Origin of the sequence: Agromyces sp. S2-1-8, from assembly GCF_021129215.1 — a bacterium.
Classification (GTDB): domain Bacteria; phylum Actinomycetota; class Actinomycetes; order Actinomycetales; family Microbacteriaceae; genus Agromyces; species Agromyces chromiiresistens.
This window is the reverse complement of record NZ_JAJOLP010000001.1, coordinates 1,510,179-1,534,072: the sequence shown is the minus strand read 5'-3', so window position 1 is coordinate 1,534,072 and position 23,894 is coordinate 1,510,179. Positions and strand designations below refer to the sequence as shown.

23 protein-coding genes are annotated in these 23,894 nt (G+C 72.4%); 6 read left to right on the top strand and 17 right to left on the bottom strand.

Annotation, left to right across the window (positions count from 1 at the left end):
* The first annotated feature begins 27 nt into the window (after positions 1 to 27).
* The gene (locus tag LR269_RS06910; protein ID WP_231430022.1) at positions 28 to 1,077 is read left to right on the top strand and encodes a pirin family protein; all 1,050 of its coding nucleotides are present in this window, start codon (positions 28 to 30) and stop codon (positions 1,075 to 1,077) included.
* A gap of 60 nt (positions 1,078 to 1,137) precedes the next feature.
* On the opposite strand, the gene cls is transcribed toward LR269_RS06910, so the two are convergent.
* The 3 genes from cls to LR269_RS06895 form a co-directional block, all read right to left on the bottom strand.
* Positions 1,138 to 2,610 (bottom strand): cardiolipin synthase, encoded by a 1,473-nt coding sequence (gene cls, locus LR269_RS06905; protein WP_231430021.1) that lies wholly within the window; start codon positions 2,608 to 2,610, stop codon positions 1,138 to 1,140.
* 4 nt (positions 2,611 to 2,614) lie between these two features.
* Positions 2,615 to 2,791 carry a hypothetical protein gene (locus tag LR269_RS06900; protein WP_231430020.1) on the bottom strand — a complete coding sequence of 59 codons (177 nt, stop codon included), beginning with the start codon at positions 2,789 to 2,791 and terminating at the stop codon, positions 2,615 to 2,617.
* 61 nt (positions 2,792 to 2,852) lie between these two features.
* Entirely contained in the window at positions 2,853 to 3,551 is a 699-nt protein-coding gene (locus tag LR269_RS06895) for a DUF1684 domain-containing protein (RefSeq protein WP_231430019.1), read from the bottom strand.
* Positions 3,552 to 3,642: 91 nt separating this feature from the next.
* On the opposite strand from LR269_RS06895, the gene LR269_RS06890 reads away from it, so the two are divergent.
* From LR269_RS06890 to LR269_RS06870, 5 genes are read left to right on the top strand one after another with little or no spacing between them, the layout of a single operon-like run.
* Positions 3,643 to 6,294, top strand: coding sequence for an ABC transporter substrate-binding protein (locus LR269_RS06890; protein ID WP_231430018.1), 2,652 nt, complete (start codon positions 3,643 to 3,645; stop codon positions 6,292 to 6,294).
* Entirely contained in the window at positions 6,291 to 7,283 is a 993-nt protein-coding gene (locus LR269_RS06885; protein WP_231430017.1) for an ABC transporter permease, read from the top strand. Before LR269_RS06890 ends, LR269_RS06885 begins: the two co-directional genes overlap by 4 nt.
* On the top strand, positions 7,280 to 8,137 hold the full coding sequence (locus LR269_RS06880) for an ABC transporter permease (protein WP_231430016.1): 858 nt from the start codon (positions 7,280 to 7,282) through the stop codon (positions 8,135 to 8,137). The genes LR269_RS06885 and LR269_RS06880 overlap by 4 nt, the downstream gene beginning before the upstream one ends.
* Positions 8,134 to 9,726, top strand: coding sequence for an ABC transporter ATP-binding protein (locus LR269_RS06875; protein WP_231430015.1), 1,593 nt, complete (start codon positions 8,134 to 8,136; stop codon positions 9,724 to 9,726). The genes LR269_RS06880 and LR269_RS06875 overlap by 4 nt, the downstream gene beginning before the upstream one ends.
* Positions 9,723 to 10,829 carry a peptidase C39 family protein gene (locus LR269_RS06870; protein WP_231430014.1) on the top strand — a complete coding sequence of 369 codons (1,107 nt, stop codon included), beginning with the start codon at positions 9,723 to 9,725 and terminating at the stop codon, positions 10,827 to 10,829. The genes LR269_RS06875 and LR269_RS06870 overlap by 4 nt, the downstream gene beginning before the upstream one ends.
* Before the next feature lie 57 nt (positions 10,830 to 10,886).
* Here LR269_RS06870 and LR269_RS06865 read toward each other — a convergent pair whose 3' ends face one another.
* From LR269_RS06865 to LR269_RS06800, 14 genes are all read right to left on the bottom strand, one after another.
* Complete coding sequence (locus LR269_RS06865; protein WP_231430013.1) at positions 10,887 to 11,036, bottom strand: hypothetical protein; 150 nt, start codon at positions 11,034 to 11,036, stop codon at positions 10,887 to 10,889.
* A 35-nt stretch (positions 11,037 to 11,071) separates the two neighbouring features.
* A complete protein-coding gene (lysS, locus tag LR269_RS06860) occupies positions 11,072 to 12,589 on the bottom strand; it encodes a lysine--tRNA ligase (protein WP_231430012.1) in 1,518 nt (505 codons plus the stop codon).
* Positions 12,590 to 12,675: 86 nt separating this feature from the next.
* A complete protein-coding gene (gene panC, locus LR269_RS06855; protein ID WP_308191625.1) occupies positions 12,676 to 13,551 on the bottom strand; it encodes a pantoate--beta-alanine ligase in 876 nt (291 codons plus the stop codon).
* Complete coding sequence (locus LR269_RS06850) at positions 13,548 to 14,300, bottom strand: Rossmann-like and DUF2520 domain-containing protein (protein WP_231430011.1); 753 nt, start codon at positions 14,298 to 14,300, stop codon at positions 13,548 to 13,550. The genes panC and LR269_RS06850 overlap by 4 nt, the downstream gene beginning before the upstream one ends.
* Positions 14,290 to 16,077 (bottom strand): PH domain-containing protein, encoded by a 1,788-nt coding sequence (locus tag LR269_RS06845; RefSeq protein WP_231430010.1) that lies wholly within the window; start codon positions 16,075 to 16,077, stop codon positions 14,290 to 14,292. Before LR269_RS06845 ends, LR269_RS06850 begins: the two co-directional genes overlap by 11 nt.
* Positions 16,074 to 16,565, bottom strand: a complete 492-nt coding sequence (locus LR269_RS06840; RefSeq protein ID WP_231430009.1) for a PH domain-containing protein — start codon at positions 16,563 to 16,565, stop codon at positions 16,074 to 16,076. Before LR269_RS06840 ends, LR269_RS06845 begins: the two co-directional genes overlap by 4 nt.
* The gene (locus tag LR269_RS06835; protein WP_231430008.1) at positions 16,558 to 17,031 is read right to left on the bottom strand and encodes a DUF3180 domain-containing protein; all 474 of its coding nucleotides are present in this window, start codon (positions 17,029 to 17,031) and stop codon (positions 16,558 to 16,560) included. The genes LR269_RS06840 and LR269_RS06835 overlap by 8 nt, the downstream gene beginning before the upstream one ends.
* The gene (gene folK, locus LR269_RS06830) at positions 17,028 to 17,513 is read right to left on the bottom strand and encodes a 2-amino-4-hydroxy-6-hydroxymethyldihydropteridine diphosphokinase (protein WP_231430007.1); all 486 of its coding nucleotides are present in this window, start codon (positions 17,511 to 17,513) and stop codon (positions 17,028 to 17,030) included. The genes LR269_RS06835 and folK overlap by 4 nt, the downstream gene beginning before the upstream one ends.
* The gene (gene folB, locus LR269_RS06825) at positions 17,510 to 17,890 is read right to left on the bottom strand and encodes a dihydroneopterin aldolase (RefSeq protein WP_231430006.1); all 381 of its coding nucleotides are present in this window, start codon (positions 17,888 to 17,890) and stop codon (positions 17,510 to 17,512) included. Before folB ends, folK begins: the two co-directional genes overlap by 4 nt.
* Positions 17,883 to 18,731 carry a dihydropteroate synthase gene (gene folP / locus LR269_RS06820; RefSeq protein WP_231430005.1) on the bottom strand — a complete coding sequence of 283 codons (849 nt, stop codon included), beginning with the start codon at positions 18,729 to 18,731 and terminating at the stop codon, positions 17,883 to 17,885. Before folP ends, folB begins: the two co-directional genes overlap by 8 nt.
* On the bottom strand, positions 18,724 to 19,317 hold the full coding sequence (folE, locus tag LR269_RS06815) for a GTP cyclohydrolase I (RefSeq protein ID WP_231430004.1): 594 nt from the start codon (positions 19,315 to 19,317) through the stop codon (positions 18,724 to 18,726). The genes folP and folE overlap by 8 nt, the downstream gene beginning before the upstream one ends.
* Positions 19,318 to 19,338: 21 nt before the next feature.
* On the bottom strand, positions 19,339 to 21,357 hold the full coding sequence (gene ftsH, locus LR269_RS06810) for an ATP-dependent zinc metalloprotease FtsH (protein ID WP_231430003.1): 2,019 nt from the start codon (positions 21,355 to 21,357) through the stop codon (positions 19,339 to 19,341).
* Between the two features lie 65 nt (positions 21,358 to 21,422).
* The gene (locus LR269_RS06805) at positions 21,423 to 22,139 is read right to left on the bottom strand and encodes a DUF2652 domain-containing protein (RefSeq protein ID WP_231430002.1); all 717 of its coding nucleotides are present in this window, start codon (positions 22,137 to 22,139) and stop codon (positions 21,423 to 21,425) included.
* Between the two features lie 31 nt (positions 22,140 to 22,170).
* Positions 22,171 to 23,874 carry an MFS transporter gene (locus LR269_RS06800; RefSeq protein WP_231430001.1) on the bottom strand — a complete coding sequence of 568 codons (1,704 nt, stop codon included), beginning with the start codon at positions 23,872 to 23,874 and terminating at the stop codon, positions 22,171 to 22,173.
* Positions 23,875 to 23,894 lie beyond the last annotated feature (20 nt).

Here is a 23,894-nt window from a genome sequence, read left to right as displayed (position 1 = left end):
GTCGTCGGCGCGGATTAGGCTGGCGCCATGAGCAATCTCGAGAAGGATCCGCTCGAACTGCTCTGCCCGCCCGAGGGGCGGCAGGGCCCGGCCGTGCAGGTCCTCGAACCCCGCGACGTGCCGCTCGGCGGCCCGCGGGCCATGAACGTGCGGCGCACGCTGCCGCAGCGCGGCCGCACGACGATCGGCGCCTGGTGCTTCGCCGACCACTACGGCCCCGACGACGTCGCCGTCTCCGGCGGCATGGTCGTGCCCCCGCACCCGCACACCGGGCTGCAGACCGTGAGCTGGCTGTTCGAGGGCGAGATCGAGCACCGCGACTCAACCGGCAGCCGAGAGCTCGTGCGGCCCGGGCAGGTGAACCTCATGACCGCCGGCCGCGGCATCTCGCACTCCGAGGTCTCGACGGCGACGACCGCACGACTTCACGGCGTGCAGCTCTGGGTCGCCCTGCCCGACGCCTCCCGTCACACGGCGCCGTTCTTCGAGCACGCCGAGGTCGAGGCGCACGAGGTCGACGACGCCGTCGTCCGGGTGTTCGCCGGCTCCCTCCCCTCGATCGGCGACGATGCCGGCGTGACGCTGTTCAGCCCGATCGTCGGCGCCCAGATCGACATCGCGGCCGGCGGCGAGGCGTGGATCGAGCTCGACCCGGCGTTCGAGCACGGCGTGCTCGTCGACGTCGGCCCCGTGCACGTCACGATCGCGCCGACCGACGACGAGGTCGACGAGACGCGCGCCGACGCCGACGGGCTCGCCGTCGCGGGCCACTCGGCGGTGCTCGACCGGAGCGAGCTCGGCTACCTGCCCGTCGGGCACGAGGGGGTTCGCCTCCGCGCCGACCACGGCCCGGTGCGGGTCGTGCTGCTCGGGGGCGTGCCGTTCGGCGAGGAGCTCGTGATGTGGTGGAACTTCATCGGCCGCGACCACGACGAGATCGTCGAGTACCGCCGCCAGTGGCAGGCCGAGGTGATCGGCCGCGACAACCCCGACGGGCGCTTCGGCCACGTCGACTACGAGGGAGCCCCGCTGCCGGCACCCGACCTGCCGACGGTCAGGCTGAAGCCGCGGTCCTGAACCTCCCGATCGTGGATGCCTCGCCGTGGGCGTCCCTCCGAGGCATCCGACCGCTGCCGGCTATTGCAGGGCGGAGGTCAGCCTGGCGAGGTTGTCGAGCACCGTCGAACGCAGCGGTTGCTGCAGCCATTCGTCGAGCGTGAGCTCGCGGCTGTCGTGCCGATAGCCGTCTTCGACCGCGCGCATCTCGCGCACGAACGAGGCGCCCCGCACGAGCAGCGACACCTCCATGTTGAGCTCGAACGACCGGATGTCCATGTTGCTCGACCCGATGACCGCGACGTCGTCGTCGATCGTGAAGTGCTTCGCGTGCAGGATGTACGGCGCCTTGTACATGTAGATCTTGACGCCGGCGCGCAGCAGCGCCTCGTAGTACGAGCGCTGCGCGTGGTACACGAGCGCCTGGTCGCCGATCTCGGAGACGAAGAGCTCGACGTGCACGCCCCGCTGCGTGGCGCCGCTGATGGCGTAGAGCATCGACTCGTCCGGCACGAAGTACGGGCTCGTGATGATGAGCTTCTCCTTCGCCGCGTAGAGCAGCGCGAGGAAGAGCTTGAGGTTGTTCTCGCTGCGGAAGCCGGGGCCGCTCGGCACGACCTGGCAGTCGAGGTCCTGCGCCTCGCCCGGCTGCTCGAGCGCGTCGGTGAGGTCGCGAGCGGGCTCCTCCCCCGTCTCGAGGTACCAGTCGGTCGCGAAGATCGCGTCGAGGCCCGCGACGATGGGGCCCTCGACCCGGGTGACGAGCTCCTTCCACTTGAGCCCGCGGCGCCGGTTGCTGCGCTTGTTGTAGCTGCGGTCGATGATGTTCTGCGATCCCATGAAGCCGACGTCGCCGTCGACGACCAGGATCTTGCGGTGATTGCGCAGGTCGGGCCGCTGGTACTTGCCCTTGAACGGCTGCACCGGCAGCATGAGCTGCCAGCGCACGCCCATGCGGTCGAGGCGCTTCAACGTCCTGCGGTAGCCGGCGACCCTGGCCGAGGCGACGTGGTCGAGCAGGACCTTGACGTCGACGCCGCGGGCGACCGCGTCGCCGAGCGCGTCGAAGAACGGCGCCGTCGTCGCGTCGAGCGCGAAGATGTAGAACTCGACGTGCACGAACCGCCTCGCGCTCCGGATCGCCGCCGTCATCGCGTCGAGCGAGCCCTGGTAGTCGCCGATGAGGCTCGCGCTGTTCTGCCCGATGAGCGGCATCGAGCCGAGGTTGCGGTTGAGCCGCACGACCCCTTCGAACCAGCTCGGCCAGGCACGCGAGTCGCTCACCCGCTCGACGCCGTGCGTCGACTCGCGGATGTACCGGTCGACCTCCGCCTGCTTCTCACGACGATGCTTGGGCAGCTTCGGGTTGCCGATGAGCACGAAGAACAGCACCCCGAGGAACGGGATGAAGAAGATCGCGAGCAGCCACGCCATGCCCGCCGTCGGGCGGCGGTTTCGCGGCACCACGATGACCGCGATCACGCGCACGACCAGGTCGACGATGAGCAGGACCACCGTGATGACGAGGGTCGTCTGCTCGACGCCGGAGCCCATGCCGTCAGGCGGCCGGGTGCTCGCGGGCGATCTTGGCGCGCTCCTCGGCTTCGATCCGCGCGTACGCCTTGCGCTCGTTGCGATCGGCGCGGATGACCGCGCGCATCACGAACCAGAAGATGAGGCCGATGAGCACGGTCGGCGCGAGCGACCAGATCGCGTTCGCCCAGAAGTCGTTCATAGTGCGTACAGGATATCCGGCTTCCCTGCGAGTTCCACCGTCGCGGCCGGCACTCGGGTGCTCATCGGACGGTCCGCTCGCCGGCGCGGATCGGCACGGGCCAGCGATTGCCGGGCGCGGGCATCACGCAGACGTAGTGGTCGGAGAACGCGCACGGCGGCAGGGTGGCGCGATTGAAGTCCACGACGACCGTTCCGCCGGCCGACGCGGGGAAGCGGATGAATCGGAACGGGTGGCTCTCGCGCCCGGCCGTCGCGTCGGCGAAGGCGGCGGAGAACCAGCCGTCGTCCTCCTGCACCGTCAGCGAGAACGCCTCGCCCGCCCATTCGAGGTCGACGACCGCGTCGAACGCCGACGCGGCGGCGTGGCCGTCGACCGAGATCGTCTCGGTCGTGGTCGCCGTCGGCCGCACGCGTCCCGTCAGCCGCGCCGCCTCCGTGAACGCGAACCGCTCGATCGACGAGATCCCCCTGGCGGCCGGCGCGCCGGGATCGAGGACCCTCAGTGCCGACGCCCCGTCGCGCTCGAAGGCTCGCAGAAGGAGGCCAGCGACCTCCGCCTCCTGCCCGGGGGCGAGGCGCAGTCCGTCGTCGCCGAGCACGTCGCCGCCGCTCGCATGCCAGCGGCCGGGCAGTCCGTCGAGTTCGGCCGGCTCGGCCGTGAGCCAGTGCGTCGCGGCGAGCGTCGCGATGCCCCACTCGCCCCACACTCGGGCCTCTCGCTCCTCGATCCACTCCTCGTGCGCTGCGCGCAGGTCCATGAGGCTCCCGTTCTCGATGTCGACGACGTCGCATGACGTTCGTATGCATATTGTTACGCCATCGAAACCCAGAGATCTATAGTCTCTGCCTATGGAGGATGCAGGACTCATCGAGATCGACGCCCTGACGCGGGTGCTCGACGTCCATTCGCTGCGGATCCTGGTCGCGATCGACCGGACCGGCTCGATCAGCGCGGCCGCGCGCTCGCTCGGATTCAGCCAGCCGACCATCACCCAGCACGTGCAGCGCCTCGAATCACGGCTCGGCACGCCGCTCGTCGCCCGCACCGCCCGCTCGGCGAGCCTCACCGCGATCGGCCAGCTGCTCGCGGCCCACGCGCCGCGCATCGACGCGAGCCTGACCGCGGCCGCCACCGAACTCGCGCGGGCGCTCGGGCACCGGGTGGGCACCGTGCGCATCGCCGCCCCCGCCGAGGCCGTCGTCGGCACCATCGCCCCCGCGCTCGCCCGCATCGCCGCCGACATCCCGGGGGTCGAGGTGCGCTTCGTCGAGGCCGAGGCCGATGAGGCGCTCGAACTCGTGCGATCGGGGCGCGTCGACGTCGCCGTGATCACCGGCGCCTCCGGCGAGCGCGGGCAGCGCCTCCGCCGCGACGGCCTGCGATCGACGTTCCTCTACGCCGAGGAGCTCATCGCCGCCCTCCCGTTCGACGAGCGTCCCGGTCACGGCACCCGCGTCGAGGCATCCGCGCTCACCCAGCTGCCGTGGATCTTCGGCGAGGGAACGCGTTCGGGCGTCGTGGCTGCGGCCGTGGGCCGCGCGACCGGACCCGGCGACCTCGAGGTCAGCCGCCCCGATGCCGCGCTCGCACTCGTCGCGGGGGGCTTCGGGGCGACGTTCCTGCCCGAGAGCGCGTTCGCGTCGGCCCCGCCGCCGGGTGTGCGGGCACTCGGCCTGAGCCCGGCGCTCAGTCTCCGCACCGTCGCCGTCACGCTCGCCGAGGCGAGCGAGATCCCCGCCGTCGCGGCGAGCCTGCGCATGCTCGCCGCACGTCGTCCGAGCGGCTACGAGGTCGAGGCGCTCGCCGAAGCCCGGCGCCGCTCGAACGGACATCGTGCGCGCTTCGCACGCCCCATCGCCCTCGCACCACTCCCGAGATCGCAAGAGGAGGACTCCCCCATGTCCGCATCATCCCGTTCCCGCATCGCGCGGGCAGGCGCCGCAGCAGCCGGTGTGCTGCTGCTGGCCGCCTGCACGAGCGGCGCAGCCGAATCGAGTACCGGCACCGACACCGGCGAGGAGATCGAGCACATCAGCGTCGCGCTGCCGGGCTCGCTCTCGAACCTGTACGTCGGCCAGGAGGCCGGCATCCTGAACTACTACATCGCGTCGATCGCGCAGGAGGGCCTCGTCTCGGTCGATGCCCAGGGACGGGTGCAGCCGGGGCTCGCCGAGTCGTGGGAGCAGACCGACGACGTCACCTACGTCTACGAGCTCCGCGACGATGCGGAGTTCCAGGACGGTACGCCGGTCACCGCCGACGACGTCGTGTTCAGCCTCGAGCAGGCCCGCGACGAGACGACCTCGCCGGGCCTCGCGTACTACCTCGCCGGCGTCGACACGATCGAGAAGACCGACGAGCACGAGGTGACGATCACGCTCACCGCGCCCGACGCCGCCTTCGCCGCGAACATGAGCTCGGGCGGAGCCGCCTTCATCACCTCGCAGGCATTCTGGGAGGAGCACGGCGGCAAGGTCGGAACGGCCGACGCGCTGCTGCTCGGCACCGGACCGTACCAGGTGACCGAGTTCGTGCCCGACTCGCACGTGCAGTTCGAACGGGTCGACACCTGGTGGGGCGAGCTCCCCAAGGTGAAGTCCATCACCGTCGAGTTCATCCCCGACGAGTCGACGCGCCTGCTCGCGGCGCAGTCCGGCGACGTCGACGTCGCCTTCAACGTGCCGCTCGCGCAGGCGACGCAGTGGGAGCAGCTGCAGACCATGCGGGTCGAGTACGTCAACGACCTCTCGTACGTCGGGCTCTACTTCAACACCTCGCTCGCGCCGTTCGACGACCCCAAGGTGCGCGAGGCCTTCGCGCACGCGGTCGACCGCGACGCCGTCGTCGACAAGCTGCTGCGCGGCCACGGCGAGGCCGCGACCGCGATCATGACGCCCGAGTCGCTCGGCAAGGCGTACGACGGCGACGAGGCTCGCGAGGTGCTCGCCGGCATCCCCCAGTACGACTTCGACCTCGACGCCGCGAAGGCGGCGCTCGCCGCCTCCGACCACCCCGACGGCTTCGAGGCGGAACTCCTCACGCCGTCGACCGGCCCGCAGCTCGGCACCGCCGCGCAGTCGCTCGCGGAGAACCTCTCGGCGATCGGCATCACGCTGAACGTCCGCGAGGTGCCCATCGAGGAATGGCTCGCGAGCCTCGACGCCTCGTCGAGCTACGGCGTCGGCATGATGTGGTACTTCTCGACCCTCGGCGACCCGGCCGAGGTGCCGAGCTACCTGCTCGGCGCCGGCAACCCCTCGGCGTACTCGAACCCCGAGATCGACGAGCTGCTCGCACAGGCTGGAGCGGAGTCCGACCCCGCCGCGCGCGTCGACCTGCTCGTGCAGGCCGAGACGCTGCAGGCGGAGGACATCGTGAACGTGCCGCTCTGGTGGGGCCAGTCGGCCACCGCGTTCGCGAACGACCTCGGCTTCGACGACTACAGCTCGTTCGCCTTCATCTCGTCGTGGCCGACCCAGCTCTACCGCACCGCGCCGTGACCGAGTCCGCTCCCATCGCACGCGCGCCGCGACTCCGGCCCCTCGGCCGGATGCTCGCGGTGCGCGTGCTGGGCACGGCGGCGATCCTGTTCATCCTGTCGATCGTCGTGTTCTCGATGCTGCACCTGGCGCCCGGAGACCTCGTCAAGACGCTGCTCGGCACGCGCCCGGCCTCGCCCGAGGCCGTCGCAGCGATCCGAGAGCAGTACCACCTCGACGACCCGCTGCCCGTCCAGTACCTGCGCTGGCTCGGCGGCGTGCTGAGCGGCGACCTCGGGCAGTCGATCCGCCTGCAGACCTCGGTCGCCGACGCGATCGGTTCGCGACTCGGGCTCACGCTCGCCCTGTGCGGGCTGGCCTTCGCGATGGCCCTCGTCGTCGGCATCCCGCTCGGCGTGCAGAGCGCCGTGCGCGCGGGCGGCGTGATCGACCGCACGGGGACCGCGCTCGGGGTCATCGGCCTCAGCGCACCCACCTTCGCCGTCGGGCTCCTGCTGCTCTACGTCTTCGCGTACTACCTGCCGATCTTCCCGGTGTACGGCGGAGGACGAGGGCCCCTCGACACGCTCTACCACCTCGTGCTGCCGGCGGTCACCCTCGCGGCAGGCCTCGGTGCGATCGTGCTGAAGCTCACCCGCACGGCGATGCTGCGCGAACTCGATGCCGACTACGTCACGTCCGCGCGTGCGCGCGGCATCCCCGAGTCGCGCACCCGCCGACTCGCCCTGCGCAACGCAGCCATCCCGATCGTCACCGGCGCGAGCCTGCTGCTCACGTTCCTCGTCGGCGGAACCGTGCTCGCCGAGACGACGTACGCGCTCCCCGGCCTCGGCACGCTGCTGCAGGATTCGGTGCTCTTCAAGGACCTCGCCGTCGTGCAGGCGCTCACGCTGCTCGTCGCGCTCGTGATCGCCGTGATCGCGCTGCTCGCCGACGTCGCCTACCTCGTGCTCGATCCGCGCGTCCGCGCGCAGGGAGGTGCCGCATGACCGCCTCGCTCGGCGCCGTCGGCGTCGGATTCCGCTCCGGCAGGCGCATGCCCGCGTCGATCGTCGTCTGCCTCGTGCTGCTCGCCGTCGTGCTGCTCGCCGTGCTGTTCGGCCCGCTGCTGTTCCCCGACGCGACCAAGCAGGACATCCTCTCGAGCCTCATGCCCGCCGGCTCGCCCGGGCACCCCCTCGGGACCGACGAGCTCGGCCGCGACATCCTCGCCCTCACCGTCGCGGGCGCGGCGTCGGCGCTCGTCGGCCCCGTGTGCGTCGCGGTCGGCTCGATGCTCCTCGGCATCCTGCTCGGCACCCTCGCCGGGTACGAGCGGGGCCCGCTCGACTTCGCGATCAGCCGGTGGACCGACCTGCTCCTCGCCCTGCCGGTGCTGCTCGCCGCGATCGTCGTCTCGGGCGTCTTCGGCGGCGGCTACTGGACGACCGTCGCGCTGCTCGTGCTGCTCTTCTCGCCGTCCGACATCCGGATCGTCCGGGCGGGCGTCCTCGAGCAGTCGGCGCGCCCGTACATCGAGGCGGCGCAGATGCTCTCGCTCTCTCGCTGGCGCGTGATGTTCCGGCACATCCTGCCGAACGTCTCCTCGCTCGTCATCACGAACGCGATGCTCAACGTCGCGTTCGCCCTCGTCGCCTTCTCGTCGCTGTCGTTCCTCGGCGTGGGCGTGCCGCCCGGCACTGCCGACTGGGGCCGCCAGCTCACCGACAGCCGGGCGATCATGTTCGACAACCCCGCGGCGGTGATCGTGCCGGCGCTCCTCATCATCGTCGTCGCGTGCGCGGTCAACCTCGTCGGCGACTGGCTCGGCCAGCGCATGACCCGCTCGGGAGGCCTCGCATGACCGGCATCGAGGTGGCGATCGACGGCATCGCCGGGCCCGCGGGGCCGATGGTCGAGGCGCTCGCCTTCGCCATCGAACCGGGAGCCTCGCTCGCGCTCATCGGCGAGTCGGGGTCGGGCAAGACGCTCACGGCGAAGAGCCTCGTCGGCCTCCTCCCGCCCGGATTCGGCGCCCGGGGCGTCTTGCGGGTCGACGGACGCGAGCACCCGCTCGTGTCGACGGATGCCTCGTGGCGACGGGTGCGCGGCCGCGAGGTCTCCCTCCTGCTGCAGGACCCGTTCACGAGTCTCTCCCCCGTGCACCGCTGCGGGCCGCAGATCGCGTGGACCCTCGAGGCGAAGGCCGGCCGGCGGCTGTCGAAGCGCGAGCTCGACGAGGCCGTGGCGACGCGCCTCGCCGAGGTCAACCTGCCGGCCCGGGTGGCACGCGCCTACCCGCACGAGCTGTCGGGCGGCATGCGGCAGCGCGTCGCGATCGCCGCCGCGATCGCGAGCGACCCGCGCCTGCTCATCGCCGACGAGCCGACGACGGCGCTCGACGCCTCGAACCAGGCCGAGATCCTCGACCTGCTCCGCGAACTGCAGCACGAGCGCGGCATGGCGATGCTCCTCATCTCGCACGACCTCGGGCTGGTCCGCGGCCGCACCGACGAGGTGCTCGTCATGCGGCACGGCGAGGTGGTCGAGCGCGGCTCCACCGCGACGGTGCTCTCGGCGCCCGAGCACGCGTACACCCGCGCGCTCATCGCCGCCGACCCGGCGCTCGCCCTCGAGGCCGACCACACGGGCGACACCGCGCGCGGCCTCGGGCACGACGACGGCGCCGACGCGGGCGGGCGTGCACCGCTCGTCGCCGCCTCGGGCGTGGTCAAGCGCTTCGGGCTGCGCACGGTGCTCGACGGCGTCGACCTCTCGATCGCCCCCGGCCAGATCGCCGGTGTCGTCGGCGAGTCCGGATCGGGGAAGTCGACCCTCGCCCGATGCATCGCCGGCCTCGAACGCGAGGACGACGGCACGATCGCCTTCGACGGCCGCCCGCTCGCACCCGGCCGCCGGTCGCGCACGCCCGAGCAGATGCAGATCGTGTTCCAGGATCCCTACTCGTCGCTCAACCCGATGATGTCGATCGGGGCGATCCTCCGCGAGGCGCTCGCCGTCGGCGGGCGCCGTCCAGACGAGGTTCGGGCGCTGCTCGAGCTCGTCGGCCTGCCGGTCGACGCGGCGGTGAAACGGCCGGCGCAGCTCTCGGGCGGCCAGCGCCAGCGGGTGGCGATCGCCCGCGCTCTGGCGCCGCGGCCGCGCCTGCTCATCTGCGACGAGTCGGTCTCGGCGCTCGACGTGCAGGTGCAGGCGCAGATCCTCGACCTGCTCGGGCGCCTGCGCGACGAGCTCGACATCGCGATCCTCTTCATCTCCCACGACCTCGCCGTCGTGCGCCGCATCGCCGACACCGTCACGGTCGTCTGGCAAGGGCGGGTCGTCGAACACGGTACCTGCGCACAGGTGCTCGACGATCCCGCCGAGGACTACACCAGGCTCTTGGTCGCGGCGGCGCACCGCGACAGCACAGGAAGGACCCCCGTCGGATGACGACCACCGCCGATCCCCTGCTCGACGACGACCTGCGATCGGCGCTCGGCGCCGAGCGCGCGGCCCGCTGGGCGTCGCCGCGGGCGCCGTACGCGCCGCGCGTCGACCTCGTGCACCGCGACGGGCGGCCGGTCGCGGCGGCGCTCACCTCGCGCCGGGGAGCGACCGCCGCGGTCAAGATCGTCGACGTCTGGTGGCGCACCGAGGCGGATGCCGCGACGGCGGCGGCCCTCGTCGACGACATCGTCGCCCGGGCGGAGGCCGCCGGCGACGCCGCAGTGAAGTGGGAGGTGCCGCTCGGACAGGACCTCCCGGCGTTCGCCGCGGAGCGCGGCTTCGCGCCCCTCGCCTCGCCGCACCCCTCGGCCCCGGGCACGCTCGGGGCGCGCGGCTACGTGCGCTGGCTCGTCGAGCTGCCGCACGCCGAGGCGCCCTACTACGCGCAGACGACGCTCTACACCTGCGGCGCGGTGAGCGGGCTGCTCGCGGCGGAGGCGGCGGGGGCCGCCGGCTTCGGCGGTGCTCGTGATGCCTCGCCGGACGACCCGCAGGGCTCGGCGCAGCTGCCCTCGGTCGCCGACCGCGACCTCGAGCTCGCATTCTGGCGACGGGCGAGCAACTTCCCGGCGATCGAGCCCGTCGGGCTCGGCGTCGTCATGCGGGAGCACCTGCCTGCCGACCGCCCGGTCGAGGTGTTCCTCGACCATGACGGGCCGGTGCTCATCGAGGCCTACGCGGGATTCGAACGCGACTTCAGGGCGGAACTGCAGGCCGAGTCGCTGCGCCAGGGCGAGGCGGTCGGGCTCTCGGTGCACCGTACGCGGATCGGCATCGAAGAGATCGCACGGCGCGTCGCCGGCGGCGACCTCGCCCTGCTGCTCATCGATGAAGCGCCGATGCACGGGGAGACCGGACCGCACTGGGTGCTCGCGCATGCCGCGGGCCACGGCGTGGTCGTGATCGAGGATCCCTGGATCAGCTCGGACGAGGGCGAGACGTGGGTCGACTCGCACGAACTGCCGATCGCGCACGCCGACCTCGACCGCATGGTGGCCTGGGGCGCAGCGGGCTACCGCGGCGTCGTCTTCGTCGGGCGCACCTGATGGCGGCCGTGGGCGGCGCCGTGACCGACGTCGCGGCGCCGCCCCGCGCCGACCCGATCAACCCGGGGTGAGCAGTCCCCACACGCCCGAACCCACGAGGTAGAGCCCGACCGCGGCGACGACGACCCAGATCACGACGCGCGCCCTCGAGGGCGGCTCGCGATCGGGCTTCTCGCCGTTCGGCCGGTCGTCGGGTCGGTCGTTCATGCGAGGCATCCGTTCAGAGGGGGCGGGGGTACGTGCTACTTGACGAGCGGGAAGAGGATCGTCTCGCGGATGCCGAGGCCGGTGACGGCCATGAGCAGCCGGTCGATGCCCATGCCCATGCCGCCCGACGGCGGCATGCCGAACTCGAGCGCCCGCAGGAACTCCTCGTCGAGGCGCATCGCCTCGGGGTCGCCGCCGGCGGCGAGCTTGGCCTGGGCCACGAAGCGGTCGCGCTGGATGACCGGGTCGACGAGCTCGGAGTACCCCGTCGCGAGCTCGAAGCCGCGGATGTAGAGGTCCCACTTCTCGACGACGCCCGCGATGTCGCGGTGGCCGCGCACGAGCGGCGACGTGTCCTCGGGGAAGTCCATGACGAAGGTCGGCCGCTCGAGGCCGCCCTTGATGTGGTGCTCCCAGAGCTCTTCGACGTACTTGCCGGGGATCGGGTGGTCGATCTCGATGCCGGCCTCGTCGGCGAGCTCCTTCAGGCGCGACATCGGCGTCTCGGGCGTGATCTCCTCGCCGACCGCCTGCGAGAGCGAGCCGTACATCGAGATGCGGTCCCAGTCGCCGCCGAGGTCGTACTCGGTGCCGTCGGCCCAGGTCACGACGTGCGAGCCCGACACCGCGGCTGCGGCGTCCTGGATCAGCTTCTGGGTGAGGTCGGCGATCGTGTTGTAGTCGCCGTACGCCTCGTAGGCCTCGAGCATCGCGAACTCGGGCGAGTGCGTCGAGTCGGCGCCCTCGTTGCGGAAGTTGCGGTTGATCTCGTACACCCGCTCGATGCCGCCGACGACGGCGCGCTTGAGGTACAGCTCGGGCGCGATGCGCAGGTACAGCTCGGTGTCGAACGCGTTCGAGTGCGTGACGAACGGACGGGCGGAGGCGCCGCCGTGCATGACCTGCAGCATCGGGGTCTCGACCTCGATGAAGCCGAGGCTCGTGAAGGTCTGCCGCAGGCTCGCGTTCACCTTCGCGCGGTCGATCACGTTGCGGCGGGCCTGCTCGCGGGCGATGAGGTCGAGGTAGCGCGAGCGCACCCGCGTCTCTTCGTTGAGCTCGTTGTGCAGGTTCGGCAGCGGCAGGATCGCCTTCGCCGCGATGCGCCACTCCTTCACCATGATCGAGAGCTCGCCGCGGCGGCTCGTGATGACCTCGCCCGAGACGAACACGTGGTCGCCGAGGTCGACGAGCTCCTTCCACGCGGCGAGCGACTCCTCGCCGACCTCGCCGAGCGAGACCATCGCCTGGATGCGGCTGCCGTCGCCCGACTGCAGGGCGGCGAAGCAGAGCTTGCCGGTGTTGCGCAGGTGCACGACGCGACCTGCGAGCCCGACCGTCTCACCCGACGCCTCGTCGACGCCGAGGCCGACGAAGCGGTCGCGCACCTCGGGGATGGTCGCCGTGATCGGCAGGCGCACCGGGTAGGCCCCGCCGCCGAGACCGGATGCCTCGGCGATGAGCCGCTCGCGCTTGGCGAGCCGCACGGCCTTCTGCTCACTGATCTCGTCGGCAGTGGGTTCGGCGGTCTGGTTCGGCGTCTCGTCGGCCATCGTTCTCTCTCGTCGCGCGGGCAGTGCCTGCCGCAGCAGGATCCGGGTGCGTGCTCAAGCCTACTTGCCGCCCGCAGGCGGCCCGATCAGCCGAGTTCGATCAGCCGGTTGTCGATCAGGCGGGTCGCGCCGACCCTCGCCGCGACGAGCGCGAGCGCCGGCCCCGAGGCATCCGTCGCCACCGGCAGGAACGTCGCAGGGTCGACGATCACGAAGTAGTCGAGCTCGGCGCCGTCGTGGTCGCCGAACGCGGCCACCGCCTCGGCGAGCGCCTCGTCGACCCCGTCGGCCGCCGAGTCGGCGGCCGCGGCGAGCGCCTCGGAGAGCACGAGCGCGGTGCGCCGCTCGTCTTCGTCGAGGAAGCGGTTGCGACTCGAGAGCGCGAGACCGTCGCCTTCGCGGACCGTCGGCACGACCTCGATCGCGACGGGCAGGTCGAGGTCGCGCACCATCCGGCGCACGAGGAACACCTGCTGCGCGTCCTTCTGGCCGAACACCGCGACGTCGGGGGCGACGATGTGGAAGAGCTTCTGCACGACCGTGAGCATGCCGTCGAAGTGCCCCGGGCGCGAAGCGCCCTCGTACAGCGCCCCGACCTCGCCCGCGACGACTCGCGTCGAGCTCGGCCCGTCGGGATACATCTCGGCCGCCGTCGGCGCGAACACGACCTCGACCTCGAGGCCGGAGAGGGCCGCGACGTCGGCGTCGAGCGTGCGCGGGTAGCGGTCGAGGTCCTCGCCCGGCCCGAACTGCAGCGGGTTGACGAAGATCGAGACGACGACGACGTCGGCGAGCTCGCGCGCGCGGGCGACGAGTGCCAGGTGGCCGTCGTGCAGCGCGCCCATCGTCGGCACGAAGGCGATGGTCGCCCCGCCCCGCCGCTCGTCGGCGATGAGGGCGCGCAGTTCGGCGATCGTCGGGACCACGCGCGTGCCCTCGGGTCGGGCGTCGATCGCGCTCACGCGCCACCTCCCAGCGGCCGGTCGAATCCGGCCCCGTCGATCGTACCGTCGGGCAACGGCCCGCGGTCGTGGCGGGCGAGGGCGTTCTCGACGGCGCTCCGCGCGAGCGCGGCGAGGACGGCGCCGGGACGCGGCACCCCGATCGCGTCGAGCTGCGTGCTCGCCTGGTCGACGATCGCGCTCGAGAACGACACGACGGTGTCGACCGCGTCGCCGTATGCGGCCCGATCGGCCTCGGCGACGATGAACGGCTCACCGCCCATCTCGACGACGAGGGCCTGCCCGATCGGCAGCACGGGCGACGGCGCGGTGACGGCGAACCACGTGCCGGGCAGCCGGGCGAGGTCGATGCTCGTGCCCGTGAACGTCATCGCCGGGTGCACCGCGAGCGGGATCGCCCCGGCGCGGCGGGCCGGCTCGAGCACACTCGTGCCGAACCCCGCCGAGGTGTGCAGCACGAGCTGCCCGGGCTGCCAGACGCCCGCGTCGGCGAGCCCCGCCACGAGACCCTCGAGCTCGTCGTCGGGCAGCGCGAGCAGGACGAGCTCGCTGCGCTCGACGATGACCGGCACCTCGAGCACCGGCACGCCGGGCAGCATCACGGCGGCACGCTCGCGGCTCTCGTCCGAGACGGCGGCGACGCCGGTCAGGGCGTGCCCGGCGCCGCCGAGCGCGGCGGCGAGCACGGCGCCGACGCGGCCGGCGCCGATCGTGCCGACCCCGAGTCGTCCTGCACGTTCAGCCGGCATCGGGAGCTCCTCCGGGCAGGGCACCCCAGTGGTGCGTCGTATCGCTCGCGGCGCGGGCGACGGCCTCGTCGGCGAGCCGTTCGAAGAGCACGCTCGCCTCGTCGCGGTCGACGACCGGCAGCACGGCGCTGACGGGGCCGGTGACCGTGTGCAGGCGCAGGGCCGACAACCGCAGCGTGCGATCGATCGGCCCCGCCGACACCGCGACCGACTGCATGCGGGCGAGCGGCACGAGCGTGAGGCTGCGCACGAGCGCGCCCCGGCGGATGAGCGCGACCCCGTCGGCCGCGGCCCAGCCGATGCGGCGCCACGAGAACGGCCGCAACCACACGGCGCGCCGCGGGGTCGACGAGAAGCCCGCGCCCGCCCCGCGCCCGGTGAGGCCGGCGCCGACGAGCGGGTCGACCTCGGCCGCGGCATCCGGCAGCAGCAGGGCGAGCACGCGGTGCACGTCGGCGACGGTGCCGACCGGCAGCACCGTCGTGCGCTGCGCCGCCTCGTTCGAGTTCGCGACGGAGTGACCGGCCACGTTGATGCGGATCGACCACCAGCCGAACGGACGCCAGAACACCCACTGCGTCGCCTCGATCGCGTGGATGCGGCCGGGCGGGATCGTCTGGTTGCCGGTCGACAGCAGGCCGTGGCCGATGCGGACGCCGTCGGGGGTGCCGGCGATCGAGTAGCGCAGCGACTTCGTGATGCGCGACCACATGTAGCTCACGAGACCGATCGCCGCGGGCACGAAGCTGAACAGCACCCACGTCTGCCCGGTCGAGACCCCGACGGCGATGATCGCGATGAGGATCGCCGCCCAGATCGTCGAGCCGCCGAGCACGGTCGAACCGATCACGCGCGGGATCGGCAGGTGCACGACCGACTCGGGCGGGGCGAGGTCGGGGTCGAGCTCGGGCGCGAGGAACTCGTCGACCCGCTGGTTGACGAGGGCCCCGGCGCGGGCGCCGACGGCCTGGCGGGCAGGGCCGGCGGGCGCCGCGCCCGGTTCGACGGTGCCGGGGGCTGCGGGTGCGCCGTCGCCCGTGCCGTCGGGTCGGGCGCCGGTTCCGGCCGGCGCGACGACCGCGTCGATCGTGGCGGCTGCCGCGGCGGTCGCGGCGGCCGCCGGTGCCGCCTGGCTCGGCGCGGTCGCTTCGCGGGCGGCGGCGTCGGCCGCCGCACGCTCGGCCCGCACGCCCGACGCGAGCCGGAGGATGTCGGCGCGCAGTCCGTCGGCGAGCGAGGAGCCGAGGTACGAGAGCTCGACGTTGCCCGACTGGCCCGCGACCGAGACCTCGAGCTTCGCGGTGCCGAAGAGCCGGGCGAACAGGGGCCGGCTGACGTTGATGCCCTGGATGCGGTCGAGCCGCGCGCTGCGGTGCGACCTGAAGAGGATGCCGCGGCGCACCTCGACCGCCTCGCGGGTCACCCGGAACGTGTGCATCCGCCACGACATCCAGAAGCCGATGATCACGGCGACGATGACGACCGCCAAAGCGAGCAGCGCCCACCCCACGAGTCCGTGCGACACGACCCCGCCGATCGGGTCGTTCACCCAGTCGCTCTGCCACTCGTCGTAGCGCGGCCCCAGTTCTTCGTCGGCCTCGGGCGCGAAGACCGGCAGCAGCAGGTCGACCGCGCGCTCGCGCAGGTTCGCGATCACGAAGCCGAGCACGGCGATGAACACGAGGCCGCCGCGCAGCAGCGGGCTCGCGGGATGGAGCCGGTGCCATTCGCCGTCGGCGAGGTTCGTCACCGGCGCCGGGCGCGCGGGTGCGCTCACAGCCCCGCCCGGCGGGTCTCGGCGAGCGCGACGAGCTCGTCGCGGAGCCGGTCGGCCTCCTCCATCGGAATGCCGGGCACCGTCACCGCGGTGGCCGCCGCGGCCGTGACGAACTTGAGCTCGGCGAGGCCGAGCGCACGGGCCACGGGGCCGCGCGTGATGTCGATGAGCTGCATGCGCCCGTACGGCACCGCCACCTGACGCTGGAACATGATGCCGCGACGGAAGAGCAGGTCGTCGTCACGAAGGCGGTACCGGATCGAGCGCACGCGCCGCGGTTCGAGCGCGATGCCGACGATCGAGACGAGCGCGACCGCCCCCGCCGCCCAGAGCGCCCACCACGGCTGCCAGAGCAGGTGCACGACGACGAGGCCGCCGACGAACACGACCATGCCGATGAGGGAGCCGACGACCTCGACCACGATGTACTTCGGCGACACCCGCCGCCAGGCGTCGTCGGGCACGTGCGCGCCTTCGGGCTCAGGCATGCGCGTGCTCCTCTTTCTCGTCGGGGTCTTCGGGCGGCGGCAGCGTGCAGCACCATTCGGCGATGAGCCCGCCGGCCAGCAGCAGGGCCGCGCCGATCGCGGTCGCGACGGCCTGCCACACCACGCCGGCCGGCGGCATCACGGTGCGCGTCAGCAGGAAGAGCGCGATGCCGAGCCCCGCGCCGAGCACGAGCGCGCCGGCCAGGCTGCAGGCCTTCGCGAGCACGGCGATGCGCATCGCGCTGAACGGATCGATCCGCCGCGTCGTCTTGCCCGTGACCGCCCGGCGGATCGGCCACGCGAGCGCGACGACGATCGCGGCGACGCCGACGAGCGTGATGGCGAGCGAGATCGGCGGCACGAGCGCCTTCGCCCCGGCGCTCACGATCGCGAGGTCGCCGAGGTACCCGATGACGAGGCCGCCGAGCACGAACGCGAGCACGGTGGAGAAGTGGGTGCGCTTCATCGCCGCACCACCTGGTCGGATGCCTCGGCGCGGAGCGCCGCCACGCTGCCCCGGCCGGCGAGCACGGCGTCGGGATCGACGTCGAGCCACGGCTGCAGCACGAAGGCCCGCTGCCAGGCGCGCGGATGCGGGAGCTCGAGCCGCTCGTCGGCGAGCTCGAGCCCGTCGACGTCGATGAGGTCGAGGTCGAGGGTGCGGTCGCCCCAGCGCTCGGCGCGCACCCGACCCTGTTCGTGCTCGATGCCCTGCAGCACGTCGAGCAGCGCGTGCGGTTCGAGCACCGTCTCGACGACGAGCACGCCGTTGAGGTAGCCGGGTGCGTCGTGGTCGACCCCGGTCGTCTTGAGCGCGGGCGTCTCGTAGATCGGCGACACCGCGACGAGCTCGACCCCCTCGGCGTCGGCGAGCGCCCTGGCCGCGGCGTCGATGGTCGCCTCGCGGTCGCCGAGGTTCGCCCCGAACGCGATGACGGCGCGGCTCATGCCCGTCGCCTCACGATCGTGACCGAGACATCCCCGAACGGAACGGCGATGGGCGCCTGCGGCTTGTGCACCGTGACCTCGACCTCGTCGACGGCCGTGAACCCGAGCGCGACGCCCGCGACCCGTTCGGCGACCGTCTCGATGAGGTCGACCGGGTCGCGTTCGACGGCGGCGACCACCTGCTCGGCGAGCTCGCCGTAGTGCACGGTGCTCGCGAGGTCGTCGCCGCGTGCTGCGGCCGCGAGGTCGACGGCGACGGTCACGTCGATCACGAACTCCTGCCCCTCGGCGCGCTCGAACTCGAAGACGCCGTGGTGGGCGCGCACACGCAGCCCGGTCAGGGTGATGCGGTCGCGTCGATCGCGCTGTTCAGCCACGTCGTCCACTCTGCCACGCCCCGAGGACGTCGAGCGCGCGGCGGGTGCCGACGACGTCGTGCACGCGCACGCCCCACGCTCCCGACTGCGCCGACAGCACGCTGACGACCGCGGTCGGCAGGTCGCGTTCGACCACGGATGCCTCGGCCGGGAGCATCGCCCCGAGGAAGCGCTTGCGCGAGGCGCCGACGAGGATCGGCAGCCCGAGGCCGGCGAGCACGTCGAGCCGTCCGAGCAGCTGCCAGTTCTGCTCGCCGCGCTTCGCGAAGCCGAGCCCGGGGTCGAGGATGATCCGATCGGCGTCGACGCCCACGGCCACGAGGGCGTCGACGCGCGCCGAGAGCTCGTCGCGCACCTCGGCGGCGACGTCGTCGTACTCGGCGAGCGAGTCCATGCGGTCGGAGTGCCCTCGCCAGTGCATCGCCACGTAGCGGGCCCCGGTCTCGGCGGCCACGCGCGCCATGCCCTCGTCGGCGAGGCCGGCGGACACGTCGTTGATGATCTCGGCGCCGGCCTCGACCGCAGCGAGGGCGGTCGCGGCGCGCATCGTGTCGACGCTCACCCGGATGCCTCGTTCCGTGAGCCCGCGGATGACGGGCACCACGCGGCGGAGCTCCTCATCGGGCTCGACCCGTGACGCGCCGGGCCTCGTCGACTCGCCGCCGACGTCGACGAGGTCGGCGCCCTGCGCCACGAGCTCGATGCCGTGGGCGATCGCCGATTCGGCGTCGAACCACCGCCCCCCGTCGCTGAACGAGTCGGGCGTGACGTTGACGACGCCCATCACCTGCACGGCCGCCGCCGGTCGAGTGGCCCGGAGGCCGGGTCGCTGCTCACCCATCGTGCGCCCCGATGAGTGCGATGATCTCGGCGCGCGCCGCCGGCTCGGCGAGTGCGCCGCGGCTCGCGATCGTGACGGTCGAGCTGCGCTCCTGGCGCGACCCCCGGGTCGTCACGCAGCGGTGCTGCGCGTCGAGCACGACGAGCACGCCCTTCGGGTCGAGGCCGGCGACGAGCGTGTCGGCGATCTCCTCGGTCAGGCGCTCCTGCAGCTGCGGCCGGCGGGCGAGCGTGTCGACGACGGCGGGGATGCGGCCGAGGCCGACGACCCGTTCGCCGGGCAGGTAGGCCACGTGGGCGGTGCCGACGAACGGCAGGAGGTGGTGTTCGCACACCGAGCGGAACGCCAGGTCGCGGAGCACGACGGCGTCGCTCGTCGCGGGCACGCCGGCCTCGGTGGCGCCGAGCGGCACGCTGTCGGCGAGGTGCGTCAGCGGGTCGACGTCGAGGCCGCCGAAGAAGTCGGCGTACGCCTCGGCGACGCGCTGCGGGGTGCGCTCGAGCCCGGGACGCGCCGGATCCTCCCCGATCGCGAGGAGGATCTCGAGCACGGCCCGCTCGATGCGTTCGTTGTCGACTCCGGCCATCGGCCGCCCTTCGGTCTCGGCCTACGCGGTGGCGGGCCGGGGGTTCGAGCGCGGCGCGCGCGCGGCGGCCGGCTCCTCGCTCGGGGCCCCGCCCGAGTCGACGCCGCCGTCGACGGCACCCGAGTCGATCGGCAGCTTCTCGGTCGGGAAGCTGATCGGCGGGAGGTCGCTCACCGGGCGGTTGTCGCTCGAGAGCCAGAGCGGGCGCTCGGGCAGCTTCTTGACATCCTTGAAGATCTCGGCGATCTGGTTGTGGTCGAGCGTCTCGTGCTCGAGCAGCTCGGCGGCCAGCTTGTCGAGGATGTCGCGGTTGTCGTTGAGCACCTGCCACGCCTCGTCGTGCGCCTGCTCGATGAGGGTGCGCACCTCGGCGTCGACCTTCTCGGCGATGCCCTCGGAGTAGTCGCGCTGGTGCCCCATGTCGCGGCCGAGGAACATCTCGCCCGACGACTGGCCGAGCTTCACGGCGCCGACGTTGGCCGACATGCCGTACTCGGTGACCATCTTGCGTGCGGTCGCGGTCGCCTTCTCGATGTCGTTCGAGGCGCCGGTCGAGGGGTCGTGGAAGACGATCTCCTCCGCGACGCGACCGCCCATGGCGTACGTCAGCTGGTCGAGCAGCTCGTTGCGGGTCACCGAGTACTTGTCTTCGAGCGGCATGACCATCGTGTAGCCGAGGGCCCGGCCGCGCGGCAGGATCGTGATCTTCGTGACCGGGTCGGTGTAGTTCATCGCCGCCGCGGCGAGGGCGTGGCCGCCCTCGTGGTACGCGGTGATGAGCTTCTCCTTGTCTTTCATGACCCGGGTACGACGCTGCGGGCCGGCGATGACGCGGTCGACCGCCTCGTCGAGGGCCCGGTTGTCGATGAGCTGCGCGTTGGAGCGGGCGGTGAGCAGGGCGGCCTCGTTGAGCACGTTCGCGAGGTCGGCGCCGGTGAAGCCCGGGGTCTTGCGCGCGAGCACCTCGAGGTCGACGCCCTTCGCGAGCGGCTTGCCCATCGAGTGCACCTCGAGGATGCGCTGGCGGCCCTTCATGTCGGGCGCGTCGACGCCGATCTGGCGGTCGAAGCGGCCGGGGCGCAGCAGCGCCGGGTCGAGGATGTCGGGGCGGTTCGTCGCCGCGATCATGATGACGTTCGTCTTGGGGTCGAAGCCGTCCATCTCGACGAGCAGCTGGTTGAGCGTCTGCTCGCGCTCGTCGTGCCCGCCGCCCATGCCGGCGCCTCGGTGGCGGCCGACCGCGTCGATCTCGTCGACGAAGATGATGGCGGGGGCATTCTGCTTCGCCTGGTCGAACAGGTCGCGCACGCGGCTCGCGCCGACGCCGACGAACATCTCGACGAAGTCGGAACCCGAGATCGAGTAGAACGGCACGCCCGCCTCGCCCGCGACGGCGCGCGCGAGCAGCGTCTTGCCGGTGCCGGGAGGGCCGTAGAGCAGCACGCCCTTCGGGATGCGCGCCCCGACGGCCTGGAACTTCGCCGGCTCCTTCAGGAAGTCCTTGATCTCCTGCAGCTCCTCGATGGCCTCGTCGGCGCCCGCGACGTCGGCGAACGTGACCTTCGGGCTCTCCTTCGAGACGAGCTTCGCCTTCGACTTGCCGAACTGCATGACGCGGTTGCCGCCGCCCTGCATGCCCGACAGCATGATCCAGAAGAAGACGCCGATCAGGAGGAGCGGCAGCAGGATGCCGAGCATCGACATGAACCAGTTCGGCTGCGGCACCTCGTCGTTGTAGCCGTCCTTCGGGTTCGCATCGTCGACCGCATTGACGATGTCGGTGCCGCGCGGCGTCACGTAGTAGAACTGCACCTGCTTGCCGAGCTTCTCGTCTTCTTTGGCGAGGGTGAGGTCGACCCGGTTCTCGCCGTCGACGATCTTCACGGCGGCGACCTTGCCGTCGCTCAGCAGCTCGAGGCCCTTCTGCGTGGACACCTCTTTGAACCCGGACGCCGTGATCAGGCTCGAACCGATCCACACGGCGACGATCGCGAGCAGGATGTAGATGATCGGCCCGCGGAAGACCTTCTTCATGTTCATGATCTTGCAAGGCTACCTCGGCCCCACTGGGCGGCGGCTGCCTGTTCGCTGAAAGCGCGCAGCGCTCAGCCTGCGGCGGTCGCGCGCCGGCTCCGGCGCAGGCCCAGCAGGTACGGCATGCCGAGACCGGCGGCCGCGAAGGTGCGCCCGAGGCGCCCTCGGACGGATGGCCCCGGCAGCGGCGGGAGCTCGCCGTCGAGGTCGCCGACGTCGACGAAGTACGCGCGCACCGTGCCGATGCCCTCGAGCTCCTGCGAGATCTCGTGCACCGCCGCGGGCAGGGCGCTCCCGCCGCCGCGGTGGAGCTCGTCGGAGAGCAGCACGTACTCCGAGATGGCGACGGGGTTCTTGAGCATGCGATGCACGTGGATGACGTCGATGCCGACGAGCTTGACCCGGTCGCGGATGGTCTGGGTCGCGACATCCCCGACGTGCGCGACGAACTTGAGCTTGAGCTCGGCGGCCTCCTTGCAGCCCGCGCACGGGCAGAGGTTCGCCGCGACGTTCTGGCGCTCGAGGTGGAAGGCCCGGTGCATGGCGACCGCGACCTGCAGGACCCCGGCGACCTCGGATTCGGGGTCGCGGCCGCCTGCGGGGCGCGAGAGGAACGCGGCGTCGCCCTCGATCTCGATGAGGTCGTAGCCGGGTGCGGCGTCGATCATCTTGTCGAGCATGCGCGCGGTGTTCACCTCGGCGTGCGCGAGGCTGAACCGATGTGAGCTCATGTAGTCGGTGTAGCCCCCGATGTCGGCGATCAGCAGTACCGCCCGGCCGGACTCCATGTCGACAGGCTGTCATCGATCCGGGGCGGCATCAACCCCGCGAATCGGGGGTCGCGGGCGGATCGTCGAACGGCTCGCGCGGCTCGAACCGCTCGAGCAGGTCGTCGGCGTCGGCCGCAGCCCGGCGGGCGCTGGGCGTGTAGCCGAGCACGACGGGGAGGAATCGATCCGAGGTGAGCGCGCGAAGCCGGAGCGCGCCGACCGCCACGACGGTGGCGGTGCGTCGGCTGCGCCGGAGGAGCGCGATCTCGCCGAACCCCTCGCCGGGGCCGAGCGACGCCACCACCCGGCCGTCGCCGACGACGTCGGCCGCACCGTCTTCGATCAGGTAGTACCGGTCGCCCGGATCGCCCTGGCGGAAGACCGGGTCGCCGTCGGCGACGGCGACCGGCTCGAGCCCGCGGGCGAGCTGCTCCACGGCCGGCAGGGGCAGCGTGCGGAACATCGGCACGCGGCGCAGCAGCGCGACATCGCCGTCGAGCACGTCGACGGTGCGGTCGAGCCCGCGGAGGCGCCGCCAGGCGGCGAGGGCGAGCAGCGGGCAGACGAGCCCGATCGAGATGAGCGTCGCCTGCACGCCCGTCAGGTCGATGAGCGTCGAGGCGACGACGGCGCCGATGCCGATGAAGACGGCGACGAGGCTCTCGAGCACGCCGAACACGCGGGCGAGCACCTCGTCGGGCGCGAGCCTGCCGATGAGCGTGAAGCCGGCGACGTCGATCAGGGCGTTGCCGACGCCGATGAAGGCGAGCAGGCCGAGCGCCGCCGACTGCTGCGGCACGAGTCCGACGAGCGCCAGCGGCAGCCCCCAGAGCGCGACCCCGACCGCGAACCACGCGCCGAGGCGCCGCGAGCCGACGAGCAGCGAGGCGCCGAGCGAACCGAGCACCGCGCCGACCCCGACGGCCGTCATCAGGGCGCCGACGCCCGGCTCGCCCGTGCCGAGCAGTTCGATCGCGACCACGACCGAGAGCACGGTGAGCGCGCCCCGGGTGAGCGCCTGCGCCGAGGCGAGCCCGAGGATGAGCAGCAGGTCGCGGTTCGAGGTCGCGGCCCGAACGCCCTCGACCACCTCGGCGGCGAGGCTGCGCCGCTTCGGCGCCGCCGGTCGCGGCGGTGCCTCGTAGCGGAGCCCGACGAGCAGGCCGGCCGCCGCGAACGAGGCGGCGGCCGCGACCGCGAAGACGACGTCGACCCCGGTGAACTGCAGGAGAACCGCGGCCACCAGCGGGCCGACGAGCGTCGCCGCCGAGTCGAGCAGCCCGCGCACCATGTTCGCGCTCGCGAGTTCGTACCCGGTGCTGCAGAGCGAGGGAAGGAGGGCCGAGTGCGCGGGCCGGTAGAGCGTGGCGGCGACGGTCGACACGACGGCGAGCGCGTAGACGACCGCCGTCGGGCCCGCGACGGCGACGACGACCGCGGCGGCGGCCGTCGCGGCGCCGCGCACGGTCGAGACGAGGATGAGGACGCGTTCGCGCCGCCCTCGGTCGGCGATCGGCGACAGGAGCGGGGCGAAGATCGCCGACGGCACCATCCGCAGCAGCCCGACGAGTCCGAGGGCCGCCGCGCCGCCGTCGCGGTACGCGACGATGCCGAGGGCGACGGTGAACGCCCATTCGGCGGTCCATGCACCGAGGAAGCTCAGCTGGGCACGCCGGAGATTCGGGTTGCGCGCGTTCGACGCGAAGGCGGCGGCGGCGTCGCGCAGTCGGCTTCGGCGCACTTGCTCGCCCATGGCACGACCCTAGGGCCTGG

What these genes read in the sequence shown, in the direction of transcription:
- LR269_RS06880 (WP_231430016.1), top strand. Translation starts at nt 7,280, where the DNA reads ATGACCGCCTCGCTCGGCGCCGTCGGCGTCGGATTCCGCTCCGGCAGG.
- LR269_RS06875 (WP_231430015.1), top strand. Translation starts at nt 8,134, where the DNA reads ATGACCGGCATCGAGGTGGCGATCGACGGCATCGCCGGGCCCGCGGGG.
- folK (WP_231430007.1), bottom strand. Translation starts at nt 17,513, where the DNA reads ATGAGCCGCGCCGTCATCGCGTTCGGGGCGAACCTCGGCGACCGCGAG.
- LR269_RS06900 (WP_231430020.1), bottom strand. Translation starts at nt 2,791, where the DNA reads ATGAACGACTTCTGGGCGAACGCGATCTGGTCGCTCGCGCCGACCGTG.
- LR269_RS06800 (WP_231430001.1), bottom strand. Translation starts at nt 23,874, where the DNA reads ATGGGCGAGCAAGTGCGCCGAAGCCGACTGCGCGACGCCGCCGCCGCC.
- LR269_RS06805 (WP_231430002.1), bottom strand. Translation starts at nt 22,139, where the DNA reads ATGGAGTCCGGCCGGGCGGTACTGCTGATCGCCGACATCGGGGGCTAC.
- LR269_RS06890 (WP_231430018.1), top strand. Translation starts at nt 3,643, where the DNA reads ATGGAGGATGCAGGACTCATCGAGATCGACGCCCTGACGCGGGTGCTC.
- LR269_RS06850 (WP_231430011.1), bottom strand. Translation starts at nt 14,300, where the DNA reads ATGCCGGCTGAACGTGCAGGACGACTCGGGGTCGGCACGATCGGCGCC.
- LR269_RS06870 (WP_231430014.1), top strand. Translation starts at nt 9,723, where the DNA reads ATGACGACCACCGCCGATCCCCTGCTCGACGACGACCTGCGATCGGCG.
- lysS (WP_231430012.1), bottom strand. Translation starts at nt 12,589, where the DNA reads ATGGCCGACGAGACGCCGAACCAGACCGCCGAACCCACTGCCGACGAG.
- LR269_RS06840 (WP_231430009.1), bottom strand. Translation starts at nt 16,565, where the DNA reads ATGCCTGAGCCCGAAGGCGCGCACGTGCCCGACGACGCCTGGCGGCGG.
- folP (WP_231430005.1), bottom strand. Translation starts at nt 18,731, where the DNA reads ATGGGTGAGCAGCGACCCGGCCTCCGGGCCACTCGACCGGCGGCGGCC.
- LR269_RS06835 (WP_231430008.1), bottom strand. Translation starts at nt 17,031, where the DNA reads ATGAAGCGCACCCACTTCTCCACCGTGCTCGCGTTCGTGCTCGGCGGC.
- LR269_RS06865 (WP_231430013.1), bottom strand. Translation starts at nt 11,036, where the DNA reads ATGAACGACCGACCCGACGACCGGCCGAACGGCGAGAAGCCCGATCGC.
- LR269_RS06895 (WP_231430019.1), bottom strand. Translation starts at nt 3,551, where the DNA reads ATGGACCTGCGCGCAGCGCACGAGGAGTGGATCGAGGAGCGAGAGGCC.
- cls (WP_231430021.1), bottom strand. Translation starts at nt 2,610, where the DNA reads ATGGGCTCCGGCGTCGAGCAGACGACCCTCGTCATCACGGTGGTCCTG.
- LR269_RS06910 (WP_231430022.1), top strand. Translation starts at nt 28, where the DNA reads ATGAGCAATCTCGAGAAGGATCCGCTCGAACTGCTCTGCCCGCCCGAG.
- folE (WP_231430004.1), bottom strand. Translation starts at nt 19,317, where the DNA reads ATGGCCGGAGTCGACAACGAACGCATCGAGCGGGCCGTGCTCGAGATC.
- ftsH (WP_231430003.1), bottom strand. Translation starts at nt 21,357, where the DNA reads ATGAACATGAAGAAGGTCTTCCGCGGGCCGATCATCTACATCCTGCTC.